This is a genomic window from Bradyrhizobium sp. STM 3562, assembly GCF_045571435.1.
Classification (GTDB): Bacteria; Pseudomonadota; Alphaproteobacteria; order Rhizobiales; family Xanthobacteraceae; genus Bradyrhizobium.
Map to the genome: position 1 here is coordinate 7,323,509 of NZ_CP120694.1, position 13,215 is coordinate 7,336,723.

Annotated in this window: 12 protein-coding genes and 1 tRNA gene; 4 read left to right on the forward strand and 9 right to left on the reverse strand. The window is 64.7% G+C overall.

Annotated elements, in window-relative coordinates; genetic code table 11:
• Positions 1 to 94 precede the first annotated feature (94 nt).
• The gene (gene fliJ, locus P6U23_RS33790) at positions 95 to 514 is read right to left on the reverse strand and encodes a flagellar export protein FliJ (protein WP_024512591.1); all 420 of its coding nucleotides are present in this window, start codon (positions 512 to 514) and stop codon (positions 95 to 97) included.
• A gap of 109 nt (positions 515 to 623) precedes the next feature.
• On the reverse strand, positions 624 to 1,949 hold the full coding sequence (fliI, locus tag P6U23_RS33795; protein WP_407176651.1) for a flagellar protein export ATPase FliI: 1,326 nt from the start codon (positions 1,947 to 1,949) through the stop codon (positions 624 to 626).
• Between the two features lie 366 nt (positions 1,950 to 2,315).
• On the opposite strand from fliI, the gene ctrA reads away from it, so the two are divergent.
• Entirely contained in the window at positions 2,316 to 3,017 is a 702-nt protein-coding gene (gene ctrA, locus P6U23_RS33800) for a response regulator transcription factor CtrA (protein ID WP_024512593.1), read from the forward strand.
• A gap of 239 nt (positions 3,018 to 3,256) precedes the next feature.
• Here ctrA and P6U23_RS33805 read toward each other — a convergent pair whose 3' ends face one another.
• The 7 genes from P6U23_RS33805 to P6U23_RS33835 all read right to left on the reverse strand — a co-directional run bounded on the left by P6U23_RS33805 (position 3,257) and on the right by P6U23_RS33835 (position 10,744).
• Positions 3,257 to 4,129 (reverse strand): CheR family methyltransferase, encoded by an 873-nt coding sequence (locus tag P6U23_RS33805; RefSeq protein WP_407176652.1) that lies wholly within the window; start codon positions 4,127 to 4,129, stop codon positions 3,257 to 3,259.
• Positions 4,126 to 5,301 carry a chemotaxis response regulator protein-glutamate methylesterase gene (locus P6U23_RS33810; RefSeq protein WP_407176653.1) on the reverse strand — a complete coding sequence of 392 codons (1,176 nt, stop codon included), beginning with the start codon at positions 5,299 to 5,301 and terminating at the stop codon, positions 4,126 to 4,128. The genes P6U23_RS33805 and P6U23_RS33810 overlap by 4 nt, the downstream gene beginning before the upstream one ends.
• Before the next feature lie 75 nt (positions 5,302 to 5,376).
• Positions 5,377 to 5,742, reverse strand: coding sequence for a PleD family two-component system response regulator (locus tag P6U23_RS33815; RefSeq protein WP_407176654.1), 366 nt, complete (start codon positions 5,740 to 5,742; stop codon positions 5,377 to 5,379).
• A 67-nt stretch (positions 5,743 to 5,809) separates the two neighbouring features.
• On the reverse strand, positions 5,810 to 6,280 hold the full coding sequence (locus P6U23_RS33820) for a chemotaxis protein CheW (RefSeq protein WP_407176655.1): 471 nt from the start codon (positions 6,278 to 6,280) through the stop codon (positions 5,810 to 5,812).
• Between the two features lie 12 nt (positions 6,281 to 6,292).
• A complete protein-coding gene (locus P6U23_RS33825) occupies positions 6,293 to 9,070 on the reverse strand; it encodes a chemotaxis protein CheW (protein WP_407176656.1) in 2,778 nt (925 codons plus the stop codon).
• Positions 9,071 to 9,449: 379 nt separating this feature from the next.
• Positions 9,450 to 10,097 carry a histidine phosphotransferase ChpT gene (gene chpT, locus P6U23_RS33830; RefSeq protein ID WP_407176657.1) on the reverse strand — a complete coding sequence of 216 codons (648 nt, stop codon included), beginning with the start codon at positions 10,095 to 10,097 and terminating at the stop codon, positions 9,450 to 9,452.
• 143 nt (positions 10,098 to 10,240) lie between these two features.
• On the reverse strand, positions 10,241 to 10,744 hold the full coding sequence (locus P6U23_RS33835) for a YHS domain-containing (seleno)protein (protein WP_407176658.1): 504 nt from the start codon (positions 10,742 to 10,744) through the stop codon (positions 10,241 to 10,243).
• A 110-nt stretch (positions 10,745 to 10,854) separates the two neighbouring features.
• Here P6U23_RS33835 and P6U23_RS33840 point away from each other — a divergent pair, with 110 nt between their 5' ends.
• The 3 genes from P6U23_RS33840 to P6U23_RS33850 all read left to right on the forward strand — a co-directional run bounded on the left by P6U23_RS33840 (position 10,855) and on the right by P6U23_RS33850 (position 13,215).
• Positions 10,855 to 11,460: a DUF1134 domain-containing protein gene (locus P6U23_RS33840; RefSeq protein WP_407176659.1), complete on the forward strand. Its 606-nt coding sequence runs from the start codon at positions 10,855 to 10,857 to the stop codon at positions 11,458 to 11,460.
• A gap of 269 nt (positions 11,461 to 11,729) precedes the next feature.
• The gene (locus P6U23_RS33845; RefSeq protein ID WP_407176660.1) at positions 11,730 to 13,016 is read left to right on the forward strand and encodes a hypothetical protein; all 1,287 of its coding nucleotides are present in this window, start codon (positions 11,730 to 11,732) and stop codon (positions 13,014 to 13,016) included.
• A gap of 124 nt (positions 13,017 to 13,140) precedes the next feature.
• A tRNA-Val gene (locus P6U23_RS33850) sits at positions 13,141 to 13,215 on the forward strand.

The window sequence follows — 13,215 nt, forward strand, 5'->3', positions numbered from 1 at the left end:
GCTTCGCTCGCCGCCGTCGCCAGCAACAGCAGAACGCCCGGGGCCGCGCGCTCCGGGTCGGTTGGCGACCAAACGCCCGTACGCCGAGCGGCGATCAGGCGATGACGCCGAGACGCGCGCGCATCAATCCGATGCTGTCGAGATCGGCCTGTTCGCGCGCGTTTTCCTCGGCGCGCTCGCGCGCCTGGTCGCGCTCGTCCAAGAGCTCGACCTTCTTCAATTCTTCGAAGGCTTCGGCTAGATGTCCCTTGGCGTCTTCGAGCTGGCCCTTCAATTCTTCCGCCGAGCGCAGCAGGTTCTCGCGGCGCTGGATCGCGGCTTTGGCGTAGGTCGGATAGGCGAAATGCGAGGGATCGTTGATCCCGGCGCGCTCCTGCTCGCTTTGAATTTCGCGCTCGAGCTCGGCCGACATACGCTGGAAGTCGGCAATCATGCCTTCGATCTGGGCGACTCTCCGGCGCTTCTCGTCGACCTGAAATTTCTTCAGGCGGATCAGCGTTTCGCGTGACTTCATCGACTCATACTCCCCAGAAGTCCCGTTTCAGATGCGGGACCGAGCGGGCATGCCTTTGGGGGACCCGCCGGTGTCGTTAATAGCTGGAGCGGATGATGGCCCGACAAAGTTAGCTTTCCGTTGCCAAATCCTTTAGGATTTGTTCAAGCGCCCGGTAGCCGTCGGCGAGGCTCGATGCCTCGTCCTTGCGCTGGCGCAGGAATGCCTCCAGCGGTTCATGCAGCCGGATCGCAAGGTCGACCTCGGCGCTCGAGCCCGGCCGGTAGGCCCCGAGGCGGATCAGTTCCTCCATGTCGGCGTAGGTCGCCATCACCTGGCGCGCCCTGGTGATGACAGGCAGAAATGCCGGATCGGCCGATTTCGGCATCGTGCGCGAGACCGATTTGAGGATGTTGATGGCGGGATAGCGGCCGCGCTCGGCGATCGACCGCTCCATCACGATGTGGCCATCGAGGATGCCGCGGACCGCGTCCGCGATCGGCTCGTTGTGATCGTCGCCGTCGACCAGCACGGTGAAAATCGCGGTAATGCTGCCCTCCCCGGTGCCCGGCCCCGCACGCTCCAGGAGCTTCGGCAGCTCCGTGAATACGGTCGGCGTGTAGCCCTTGGCGGTCGGCGGCTCGCCGGCGGACAGCCCGATCTCGCGCTGCGCCATGGCAAAGCGCGTCACCGAATCCATCAGGCAGAGCACGTCCTTGTTCTCGTCGCGGAAGTACTCGGCGATCGCGAGCGTGAGATAAGCGGCCTGGCGCCGCATCAAGGCCGGCTCGTCCGAGGTCGCCACCACCACCACCGACCGTGCCAGGCCCTCCTCACCCAGGTCGTCCTGCAGGAATTCCTGCACCTCGCGGCCGCGCTCGCCGACGAGGCCGATGACAGAAATGTCCGCATCGACATTGCGGGCCAGCATCGACAGCAGCACCGACTTGCCGACGCCGGAGCCGGCGAAAATGCCGAGCCGCTGGCCGCGACAACAGGTGAGAAAGGTATTGAGCGCCCGCACGCCGAGATCGAGCGGGGCGCCCACGCGCTTGCGCGAATGCGCCGGCGGCGGGTTGTTGCGAAACGGCATGGGGGACGTGCCCTGCGGCAGCGGCCCCTTACCGTCGATCGGCTCGCCCATCGCGTTGATGACCCGGCCGAGCCAGGCAGCCGTGGGCCGCACCTGGTTGCCCGCGTTGGCAATGACGGCGCGGCAGCCGCGCCGCACGCCCTCCAGCCCTGCGAACGGCATCACCACCGCATTGTTGCCGGAAAAGCCGATTACCTCGCAGGGGATGAAACGATTGCCGCCGGTCTCGACCACGATGCGGGCGCCGACCGACATCGCGTGAATGGGCCCGGCGATCTCGACCATGAGCCCGCGAACGCCCACAACTCGGCCATAAATATTGACGCCGTCGATGTCGCCGATCTGTTCGGCCAATGCTTTCATCGGCGAAACCTTAAGTTTCGGCGAAGGGAGTTGCAGAGCTTAACTTCGTGTTTACCCGCATCATTAATCATTGCGTCACTGTCTTTGGTGACTGGAGACGCTCGCCTGCTCAGAAGAACAGCGAGTCGAGAGAGTCGGTTAACCCCGTCTCTTAAACTGGAACTTGAACGAGGACGGAGACGAAAAGCTGCTTCGACGCAATATCTTAGGGCGATTCGACAAAAATTGCACCGTGGGACCTTGCGGATCAGAATCAGTTTTTGTTAACCATGAGTCGTCAGGATCCGAATCAGTTGTTCAAAGGCGTTTTGTGTGCCGCAAGTGCGGCCGACCTGACGCCCGGAGGGGCGACTATGGGGAACTGGCATGCGCGTTTTGCTGATTGAAGATGACAGCGCCGTCGCGCAGTCGATCGAATTGATGCTCAAATCCGAGAGCTTCAACGTCTATACGACGGATCTCGGAGAGGAGGGCGTCGATCTCGGCAAACTTTACGACTACGACATCATCCTGCTCGACCTGAACCTGCCCGACATGTCCGGTTACGACGTGCTCAAGCAGCTCAGGGTCTCCAAGATCAAGACTCCCATCCTGATCCTGTCGGGGCTGGCCGGCATCGAAGACAAGGTCAAGGGTCTCGGCGTCGGCGCCGACGACTACATGACCAAGCCCTTCCACAAGGACGAGCTGGTCGCCCGCATTCACGCCATCGTACGCCGCTCCAAGGGCCACGCCCAGTCGGTGATCCAGACCGGCGATCTCGTCGTCAATCTCGACACCAAGACCGTCGAAGTCGGCGGCCAGCGCGTGCATCTGACCGGCAAGGAATATCAGATGCTGGAGCTGCTTTCCTTGCGCAAGGGCACCACGCTCACCAAGGAAATGTTCCTGAATCATCTCTATGGCGGCATGGATGAACCGGAGCTGAAGATCATCGACGTCTTCATCTGCAAGCTGCGCAAGAAGCTCGCCAATGCCTCCGAGGGACGCAACTTCATCGAGACCGTCTGGGGCCGCGGCTATGTGCTGCGCGAGCCGCACGATCTGGACGAGCGCATCCCCGCCTGATCCGCTTCTTCCGTGAGCCGGACGTCCGGCTCGTCCTCCCGGACTGGACCCCGCCGCCAATGGCGGGGTTTTTTATTGGGGATTGATCCGGTAGCGAAAACCCGATCACCGGCAACGGTTCACCCCTCCGGCCGCGCGCGATTGTACAGCAAGAGCAATATCGTCCAGGACCGACGTGGCTTCGAACTCTCACCGTCTGAGGATGATGGGCAGAGAGTATCGCGTGCTTTGACCGCAGCTCAGCGTGCGGCTGCGAGCTTCATCACCTGCGGCATCGCACCGAACGCCGGCGGCACGCCGCGCAGCGGGTTCGGCTGGTAGAGGCCGCGGCGGTCCGGATAGGGCCTGAACGCGTCGGTGATGCCGACCACGGATTCGGCCGCGCCGAGCATCAGCATGCCGTCGGGCTCGATCACCTTCAGCAGCCGCTCGAAGATCGACGCCTTGGTCTCCTGATCGAAATAGATCAGGACGTTGCGGCAGAAGATCGCGTCGAACTTGCCGAGATGGGAAAAGTCCTGCAGCAGGTTCAATTGCCGGTGCTGCACCATGGCGCGGATGTCGGGATTGACCTGCCACATCTCGCCCATTTGCGTGAAATACTTGACCAGGAGCTGGATGGGCAACCCGCGTTGCACTTCGAACTGGCTGTAGATGCCCGATCTCGCTTTTTCGAGCACCTCCTGCGACAGGTCGGTCGCGACGATCTCGATGCGCCAGTTCGAGAGGAGATGCGCCATCTCCTTCAGGCACATCGCGATCGAATAGGGCTCCTGCCCGGTCGAGCAGGCGGCGGACCAGATGCGAATCGACTTGCGGGCGGCGCGCGACTGCAGCAAGGCGGGCACAATGGTGTCGCGCAGATGGTCGAAGGGAATCCTGTCGCGAAAGAAGAAGGTCTCGTTGGTGGTCATCGCCTCGACCACGTTCACGATCAGCGCCTCGGCTCCGCCCCTCATCTTCACGACCAGATCGGGAATGTCGGAAAGTCCCGCGCGTCGCGCCAGCGGAATCAACCGGCTCTCCACCAGGTATTGCTTGTCGGCGGAGAGGTCGAGGCCGGAGCGCTCCTTTAAGAGCTTGCGCAGGAACTCGTAGTCTGCCGGCGTCACGATCGATCCCCCGCAAACAAGCGAACCAGCTTCGGTGCGATCTGGTTGAGCGGCAGCACGGCGGCGCAGATTCCGGCATTGGCCGCGGCACCCGGCATGCCCCAAACCACGCTGCTCGCCTCATCCTGCGCGATCACGCTGCCGCCGGCCGCGACGACGTCCTTGCCGCCGCGCATGCCGTCCGAGCCCATGCCGGTCAGGACCACCGCGAGCGTGCCGCCCTGCCAGAACTCGGTCGCGGACGTGAACAGCGGATCGACGGCGGGCTTGCAGAAATTCACCGGCGGGCCATCGTCGAGCGCGATCACGGCATCCACTCCGTGACGCACCACGCGCATGTGGCGGCCGCCCGGCGCCAGATAAATCCGGCCGGCCCTGATGACCTCGCCGTCGATCGCTTCATGCGCCGGCCTTTTGCTCGAACGCGCCAGATGTTCGGCCAGGATCGTGGTGAAGGTCGGCGGCATGTGCTGGGTGATCAGCACCGGAAAGCGGTCGATCACCGGGGTGAGATCGGTGACGACCGACATCAGCGCCTGCGGACCGCCGGTGGACGATCCGATCAGCAGCACACGCGGCTGATGCAGGCTGAAAGCGCGAGTCTTCAACGGCGGATGCGCCACCGCCGGCCGCGCCGTCGCGTCGTGGAGCTTGTCGAGCGCCGGCGCCAGCGGCGCGGGGTGAACGAGCGGGCGCACCGGCGAAGCCGCCGCCCGGCGAACCTTGGCCCCAAAGGTGCGGATCTTCTGGATCAGGTCGTGATGAAAGATCTCGGCGGCGGCCGGCTCGCGGGTCGTCTCGGGCTTCGGAATGTAATCGGACGCACCGAGCGAGAGCGCCTTGAAGCTGATCTCCGCGTTGCGACGGGTGAGCGTCGAGGCCATGATGACGATGAGATCGCGCTTCTTCGCAAGCAACTGCGGCAGCGCGGAAATGCCGTCGAGCTCCGGCATCTCGATGTCGAGCACGGCAACGTCGGGCTTGACCTTATCGAGCTGGTTGACCGCCTCTAACCCGGTGCGCAGGGATGCCGCGACCACCATGTCGGGCTCGGCGCCGATCCAGCGGGAAATCAGACCTCTGATAACGACGGAATCATCAACCACCATGACCCGCAACGGCTCTTGCTTGGCCGAACTCAGGGTCGAAATACTCGCTAACGCAACACTCATTCATCACCAGCTATGACTGACGGCACAACACAAACGCGACGCCGAAGGCCGTACAGCCGCCGGATCGAAGCAAAATCAGATGAGGCCGACTTCCTGGAACTTCGCCGTGACGATGTCCTTGTCGAAGGGCTTCATAATGTATTCATTGGCGCCCGCATGCAGGGCGCGCGCAATGTGGGCAACATCGTTCTCGGTGGTGCAGAACACCACCTTGGGCGCATCGCCACCGGGCATGCGGCGCAGATTGCCGAGGAACTCGTAGCCGTCCATGATCGGCATGTTCCAATCGAGCAGCACCGCGTCCGGCATGCTGCGCTTGCAGGCCTCGAGCGCCTTCTCGCCGTCCTCGGCTTCGACGATCTGGAAGTCCAGCCCTTCCAGGATGCGGCGCGCGACCTTTCGGATGACGCTCGAGTCATCGACGACCAGGCATGTTCTCATGTGAGCCTCCTACTTCCGGTGCCCTCAAAGCATATTTGTTTCGCAACGATATGCGATGCCATCTTCGCTACGCCGCCTTTGCGTCGGGCGCCATTTCGAGGACGCGGTCGACGTCGAGGACGACCATGAGCTGGCCGTCGAGGCGATGGACGCCGCCGGCGAGCTTGGCGAGGCGCGGATCGAGGTTGACGGGGTTGTCCTCGCGGCCGTCCTCGGGCAGGCGCAGCACCTCGCCGATCTGGTCGATCAAAAGCCCGTAGGACTCGCCGCGCAGGTCGACGCCGACCGCCATCGGCGGCTTGCCGTCGGAGGCCCTGGGCAGGCCGAGCCGGGCGCGCATGTCGATCACGGTGACGATGCGGCCGCGCAGGTTGAGCACGCCGGCGATCTCGACCGCCGCCAGGGGCACCCGCGTCAGCCGCTCCGGCATGAACACGTCCTGCACGCGGGAGATCGGCAGCCCGAAGAGCTGGCCGCCGATCACGGCGGTGACATATTCGGCCATCGCGCCTTCGCTCGTTTCCGTCTTGCTGGTCATCTCGCTCATCCTTTACGCCGCCCGGCTCATCTCGTTGTGGCTGGCATGGGCGGTCTGCTCCTTCAGCGCCGCGATCAGGCCGGGCCGGTCGAACTTGGCGACATAATCGTGGAAGCCGGCGAGCTTGCCGCGCTCGATCGCCGCCGGCGACACCAGCGAGGACAGCGCGATGATCGGCATCTGCGCGAGGTGCTGGTCGCCGCGGATCACCTCGGCGAACTCGAACCCGTTCATGTCCGGCATCTCGATGTCGGTCAGCACCACGTCGAAGCTCTGGCCCGAGCGCAGCGTCGCGAGCGCCTCCTGCGCGTTCGGCGCGGTCCGCACCTTGTAGCCGGCGGCCTTCAAGACCGGCGCCAGCATGTTGCGGAAGAAGGCGCTGTCGTCGACCAGCAGCACCGATTGGGTGGCCATCGACGGGCGCATCTCCTTGCGGGTGAACCAGTCGGCAAACGCCATCGGCAGGAAATGGCCGACGTCGATCACCTCGGTGGCCTGGCCCTTGATCACCGCCGAGCCCAGAATGCCCGAGCTCGAGCCGGCGACCTCGATGTGCAACCGCTCCTCGACGATGTCGATGATCTCGTCGACCACGAGCCCCATCGAGCGGCCGTCGTCGGCGAACACCAGGATCGGCTGCGCGCCGCTCCCGCGCACCTCCACCCCCTCCATCTGCACCAACGGCATGAGCTGGTCGCGGTACTGCACCATGTAGCGGCCGTTGCTCAGCTCGATCTTGTCGGCGGCGATCTCCTCGAGCCGGGTGACGAGGCCGAGCGGCACCGCCTTGGGCTGGCTGGTGCCGGCGCGGAACACCAGCAGCGAGGTCATCTGCTCGCCGCTTGCCGCATGATGGCCGGCGCTGTCGTCGGCGAGCTCGCGGCTGGCATTGCCGGCGGCGCCGAGCGCTTTGGCGATGCCGTTGGGGTCGATGATCATGATCACCGCGCCGTCGCCCAAGATGGTGTTGCCGGAGAACATGTCGATGTGGCGCAGCTTGGTCGACATCGGCTTGACCACGATCTCCTCGGTGTGGAACACGCCGTCGACCACGATGCCGAAGGTCTGGCTGCCGACTTGCGTGACCACGATGAAGCCGTTCTCGGGATCGGATGAAGAGCCGTCGTCGATCATCAAGAGCTTCTTCAAGTGCATCAGCGGCAGCAGCTTGTTGCGCAGCCGCAGCACCGCGGTGTCCTTGATGCGCTCGATGCGGTGCTCGGAATTGGCCCGCGCCCGCACCAGCTCCACCACCGAGAGCTGGGGAATGGCGAAGCGGTCGCCGCCGGCCTCGACGATCAGCGCCGAGACGATGGCGAGCGTCAGCGGGATCTTGATGGTGACCGCGGTGCCCTCGCCGGCGACCGACTTGATGTCGATGGTGCCGCCGATCTGGTCGATGTTGGTGCGCACCACGTCCATGCCCACCCCGCGGCCCGACACCGAGGTGATCTGCGCGGCGGTGGAGAAGCCGGGGGCGAAGATGAACTTGTGGATCTGCGGCTCGGTCATCTTCTCGAGCTCGGCCTCGGTGACGAGGCCGTTCGCGAGCGCTTTGGCCTTGATCCGCTCGGTGTTGAGGCCGCGCCCGTTGTCGGCGATGCAGATGATGATGTGGCCGCCCTCGTGATAGGCGGACAGGCGGATGGTGCCGGTCTCCGGCTTGCCGGCGGCTTGCCGCTCGGCCACCGTCTCCAGGCCGTGGTCGGCGGAGTTGCGCACCATATGGGTGAGCGGGTCCTTGATGAGGTCGAGCACCTGGCGGTCGAGCTCGGTGTCGGCGCCGTGCATCTCGAGCTCGATCTGCTTGGACAGTTCGCTCGAGAGGTCGCGCACGATGCGCGGCAGCTTCTGCCAGGCGTTGCCGATCGGCTGCATGCGCGTCTTCATGACGCCCTCCTGCAGCTCGGCGGTGACGTTGGAGAGCCGCTGCAGCGGCACCTTGAACTCGGTGTCCTCGTTGCGGCGGGAGATCTCCAGGAGCTGGTTGCGGGTCAAGACCAGCTCGGAGACCATGGTCATGAGATGTTCGAGGGTGTCGACATTGACCCGGATCGACTGGTTGGCGACGCGCTCGCTCTCGGACGCCTCCTCGCCGGCGGCGGCCGCCCGCTTGGCCGGCTTGGCCGCCTCCTTCGGCTTGGCGGCCGGTGCGCGCGGGGCGGCTTTCGCCGCGGGCGGCGGCGGCGCCGCTGCGGGCGGGGCCTCCTCGACCGCGGTCTCGCGGAAGGCGCGCTCGAGCTCGTCCAGCGACACCTCGCCCGGACGCAGCGGCCGCTCCAGGGTCTGCGCCACCAGCGTGCCCGCGGTGACGCCGGCAGCGGCGGCCGGCGCGGCGTCCGGCGGCGGCGCTGACGGCAGCGGCGACGCTGCGCCGGCCGCGATCAGCGGAGCTGACGCTGACATCGCCGCCATGCCCTGCTCGACCATCGCCTCGAGCTGATCGATCAGGTCGCGGTCATTGCCCTCCGGCTCGGCCTCGGTGGCCTCGAGCCCGGCGAGGATTTCCTTGATGCGGTCGATCGAGGACAGGATCACCGTCACCGCCTCGGCCCGCACCGGCATGCCGTCGCGGAACTTGCCCATCAAGGTCTCGCCGGCATGCGCCAGCGCTTCCAGCCGCGGCAGCCCCAAAAAGCCGCAGGTCCCCTTGATGGTGTGCACCAGGCGGAAGATGTTATCCAGGATCTTGGCGTTGTTCGGCTCCTGCTCGAACTTCACCAACTGATTGTCGACGGTGTCCAGGCTCTCGCTGGTCTCCGTCAAAAACTCCCGCAACAGATCATCCATGAAACTGGCCTTTGTACGCGACGGCGCGCGAACTCGGCGCGCCACTCAGGAATGCGGCCAGCTTCTCCGCAAAGCGTTTAATATTGGTTGAGTAACCGGAAACGAATGGGCTCAATAAAGAGATAAGATCGCCGCAGCAAATCTGCGGGGATTTCTCAACCTCTGATTAACCCTTTCCCGGCGTTCCGGACTCGGCGACCTCCCGAAGTGAGAGGTCGATTTGGTCCTGGCGATGCGAAGCATCGTCCAGCGCAAATCGGGTAAGGGGCTAAGGTCTCTCGATAGAGCTGAGGCCCTCACCCGGATTGCATCTACCGATGCAATTCGACTTCTCCCCCGTTGGGGAGAGGTGAAACACCGCCTTTTGCGCGCAGTGATCCTAAGAGGCGGTGACCGCCACCGCCTCGCCCTCCGGCGCGAGCTTGACGCTCAAGCCGCAAGCCTGCGCCAGCAGTCGCGTGTAATAGGGCTGCACCGCGTGCGCGTCAGCGGCCGGCGCTTGGCTCGCGCTCAAGAGTTCAGCGATGTTGTGCGGCAGTCGCGCGTTGAGGCCCGACGCGGTCACGCGAAAGCTCATCGTATCGCCCTCGCCGATCGGATCGACGGTGAGCGTGCCGCCCCGCGGTATGGTCTGCTGCGCGATGATCAGCATGTTGAGCAGGAGCTTGACCCTGTTCTTGGGAAGCAACAGCCGCGGCAGGTTCCAGACGATGCTGGTCTTGCCGTCCTCGATGTGACCACGAGCCATCGCCTGGGCATCGCCGAGATCGATCTGGGCGCCGGCGGATCCGGCCGCGCCGAACGCCAGGCGACAGAACTGCAGCCGCGCCGAAGCCGTCTTGGCGCTCTTGCGAATCAGATCCAGCGCGAAGTCGCGATCCTCGGGCTTGGGGTCGTCATCCAGCACCTCCAGCCCGTTGACGATGGCGCCCACCGGGCTGATCAGGTCGTGGCAAACCCGCGAGCACAACAGTGCGGCGAGTTCGAGCGCGTCGGGAGCGGGACCGGGTGTCGAAGGGCCAGACATGAGATTCCCCAAAGCTTTTCCCAAGAGATCCGCGAGCGAGATCCGCGGGCGACGAATCGCGCGAAGCTTCGGGCTTGATACACTGGGGCCGCGCGGGCTGCCAACCCGCCCCGATCATCGAATCGGCCGATTCTGCCGGCGCGCTACTGCGCGAGTTGCCGCTTGAGCGAGGGCCAGCGCGCTTGCGCTCTGCCGATGAAACCTTTCGGGTCGGCGGCGAAGGCCGCGCGGTTGGCCTCAAAACCGAACAGGTAGAGTCGTTCACCCGCGATCAGCCAAAACCGCGGATTGCCGGCCACCGCAACACCGCGCGCGACGTCGACGGGATCGTAGCCGCCGAACTGGGGCCCGTAGATTTCCGGATGAGCGAGGAAGGAGGCGCGGTTGCCTTCGTTATGAAAACGCCAAACCACGCCCTCTTCCCAAGCTTCGAACTCCGGCAGGCCGAGCACGGAACGGCCGTCGACGAAATAGGCGACAGGATCGAAGCCCTCGATGGCGAGCCCGCTGAAGCGATTGGTGATGATGCGCTCGGTGGTTGCTGCGCCGCTTGCGACGTCGTTGTATGCAGCACAGAAGAGCGCCAAAAGCGTGATAACGGCGATTCCGGGGCGCCAGACGTATCTTTCTTGCCGTTGTGCCGTCATAGTTCGTGCCGATAAAGTCTTGTCGTCTAGGGGAGACCGTGTCGCAAGCTAGAGCCTTGCTGTTGGCGTCAGGTTAAGGCGGCGACCGGTATTTCAATGGGGTCTTCTTCATGAGCTTGGTTTCACGCCTGGCCGCGGTGACGCTCGCGGCGTTGATGTGCTGGGTGGCGCCCGCATCTGCCCAGCAAACGGCGCCGTCCGACCTGCCACCGCCTCAACGCACGCCGGGTCCGAACACTTATGGCCCGGACGAACTGGTCTCCGCCGGCCATCGATTCTTCGGCAATGTCTCGCGGGGACTGGCATCCGTCATCGAGCGTGCGGTCAGCCAGTGGGGTCTGCCGAACGGCTATGTGCTGGGTGAGGAAGGCTCGGGCGCCTTCGTCGCGGGCTTAAGGTATGGCGAGGGCACCCTCTACACCAAGAATGCCGGCGACCTGAAGGTCTATTGGCAAGGGCCGTCGGTCGGCTTCGACTGGGGCGGTGACGGCGCCCGCACGATGACGCTGGTCTATAACCTGCCTTCGACCGGTGCGATCTACCAGCGCTTCGTCGGCATCGACGGCTCCGCCTACATCGTCGGCGGCTTCGGCATGACCGCGCTTACCGCGAACGGCATCGTGCTGGTGCCGATCCGCTCGGGCATCGGCCTGCGCCTGGGCGCCAATGTCGGCTATCTCAAATATACCCCGCGCGCGACCTGGAACCCGTTCTGACCGGGCTTCGGCCCAACGCGTATTTGGCGGGCGATCAGGCTGAAGCGCCGCTGCGCTCCGGCTGTTGACCGGACATCATCCGTGCACGCACGCTTCCGCGTTTGTCGTGACGGAAAGCTGTTTGCATCTTTGCGGCTTCACGCGACGAGGGCCAAGAATCCTGCCGAGAACCCTGGTCGGACGTTCACGTTAATGCGCCAACGGGCTGGCGTTTTGCGCCTCGCTTGTGCATTGTGATTTCGTAAATCTCCTTTTGCGAGGACGTGTTCATGATCGAACCGATCATGTATGGCGCGATCGGTTTCCTGATCTCGATGCTGTGCGGGCTGATGATCGTGCCGCTGGTGCACAACCGCGCGGTGCGGCTGACCACGCGCCGGCTCGAGGCGGCCACTCCCCTGTCGATGGCGGAAATCCAGGCGGACAAGGACCAGTTGCGCGCGGAATTTGCGATGTCGGCGCGGCGGCTGGAACTGAGCGTCGAGCAGCTCAAACACAAGACGACCAGCCAGCTTGCCGAACTCGGCAAGAAGACCGATGCGATCAACCGCATGAAGATCGAACTCGGCGAGAAGAACGCCATGATCTTCGCCCTCGAAGCGCGCGAGAAGGCGCTGAAGGATCAGTTGCGCGCGACGGAAGAGGAATTTGCGGGGCGCAGCGAGGCGCTGCGCCAGGCCGAGAAGGCCCTCGCCGACAAGCAGAACGAACTCGCCAAGCTCACCACCGAATTGAGCGATCGTTCGATGGTGGCGGATACCCGCCAGGTCGAGCTGGTCGCGGTACGGGCACAGATCGAGGAATTGAAGAGCCGCGTCGGCGACGCCGAGAAGGAGTTTGCCGCAACGCAAGCGCGGCTCACGCGGGAGCGTTCCGATTCGGAAACGGCGACGCGGGAACTGGTCGAGGCGCGCGGCCGTGTCGAGAATTTGAGCCAGCGCGTCACCGACCTCGACCGCCAACTGGTCGCCCAGGTCAAGGAAGCCGAGATGCTCTCCAATCGCGTCAACGATCTGGAGACCCGCCTCGCCGCGCAAGGCAAGCTGCTCGCCGAACGCGATTATGAGAACAACCAGTTGCGCAAGGCCAACGAGATCGCCGAACGCAGCCTGGCCGAGCTGCGCGAGCAGGTCAGCCAGAGCGGCAGCGGCCAAGGGCCGGCCCTGGAAAAGCTGAAGACGGAAAAGGCCGCCCTCGAGGAGCAGTTGCGCATCGCCCGCGACGAGCGCGCCAAGTTGCAGCGCGACATCAACACCATTCAGCAGCAGGCCGAAAGCTCATGGGCGACCGAGCGCATGGAAAATGCGCTGCTGCGCGAGCGCATCAACGACATCGCCGCGGAAGTCGCCAAGCTCGCGATGCAGCTCGAGGGGCCGAACTCGCCGATCGAGGCCATGCTGGCCGCCGAGCCGGCCAAGCAGCCCAAGCAGACCAATGGGACGGCTGTCGCCAACGGCGCGGCCCCCGGCGCCGGCGCACCGCAGGGCGGCACACTGGCCGAGCGCATCCGTGCGCTGCAGGCCCACGCCTCCCGCGCCCGCCAGCAGGGCGCGTGAGGCAGCTTTGGGCGTATTTGCCTTGACACTGACGGGTCGGGCTTCGTAAATCGCGGGCTCTGATTGTTGCCGTGCATGGTTTGCCGGCCTGTCTGCCAGGCCTTTGACAATGCACAACATTCCCGGGCGCATAGCTCAGCGGGAGAGCGTTCCCTTCACACGGGAGAGGTCCAAGGTTCGATCCCTTGTGCGCCCACCA

Bases quoted from the DNA above. Each gene is read 5' to 3' on its own strand.
- fliJ (WP_024512591.1), bottom strand. From the start codon at position 514: ATGAAGTCACGCGAAACGCTGATCCGCCTGAAGAAATTTCAGGTCGAC.
- fliI (WP_407176651.1), bottom strand. From the start codon at position 1,949: ATGAAAGCATTGGCCGAACAGATCGGCGACATCGACGGCGTCAATATT.
- ctrA (WP_024512593.1), top strand. From the start codon at position 2,316: ATGCGCGTTTTGCTGATTGAAGATGACAGCGCCGTCGCGCAGTCGATC.
- P6U23_RS33810 (WP_407176653.1), bottom strand. From the start codon at position 5,301: ATGAGTGTTGCGTTAGCGAGTATTTCGACCCTGAGTTCGGCCAAGCAA.
- P6U23_RS33815 (WP_407176654.1), bottom strand. From the start codon at position 5,742: ATGAGAACATGCCTGGTCGTCGATGACTCGAGCGTCATCCGAAAGGTC.
- P6U23_RS33820 (WP_407176655.1), bottom strand. From the start codon at position 6,280: ATGACCAGCAAGACGGAAACGAGCGAAGGCGCGATGGCCGAATATGTC.
- P6U23_RS33825 (WP_407176656.1), bottom strand. From the start codon at position 9,070: ATGGATGATCTGTTGCGGGAGTTTTTGACGGAGACCAGCGAGAGCCTG.
- chpT (WP_407176657.1), bottom strand. From the start codon at position 10,097: ATGTCTGGCCCTTCGACACCCGGTCCCGCTCCCGACGCGCTCGAACTC.
- P6U23_RS33835 (WP_407176658.1), bottom strand. From the start codon at position 10,744: ATGACGGCACAACGGCAAGAAAGATACGTCTGGCGCCCCGGAATCGCC.
- P6U23_RS33840 (WP_407176659.1), top strand. From the start codon at position 10,855: ATGAGCTTGGTTTCACGCCTGGCCGCGGTGACGCTCGCGGCGTTGATG.
- P6U23_RS33845 (WP_407176660.1), top strand. From the start codon at position 11,730: ATGATCGAACCGATCATGTATGGCGCGATCGGTTTCCTGATCTCGATG.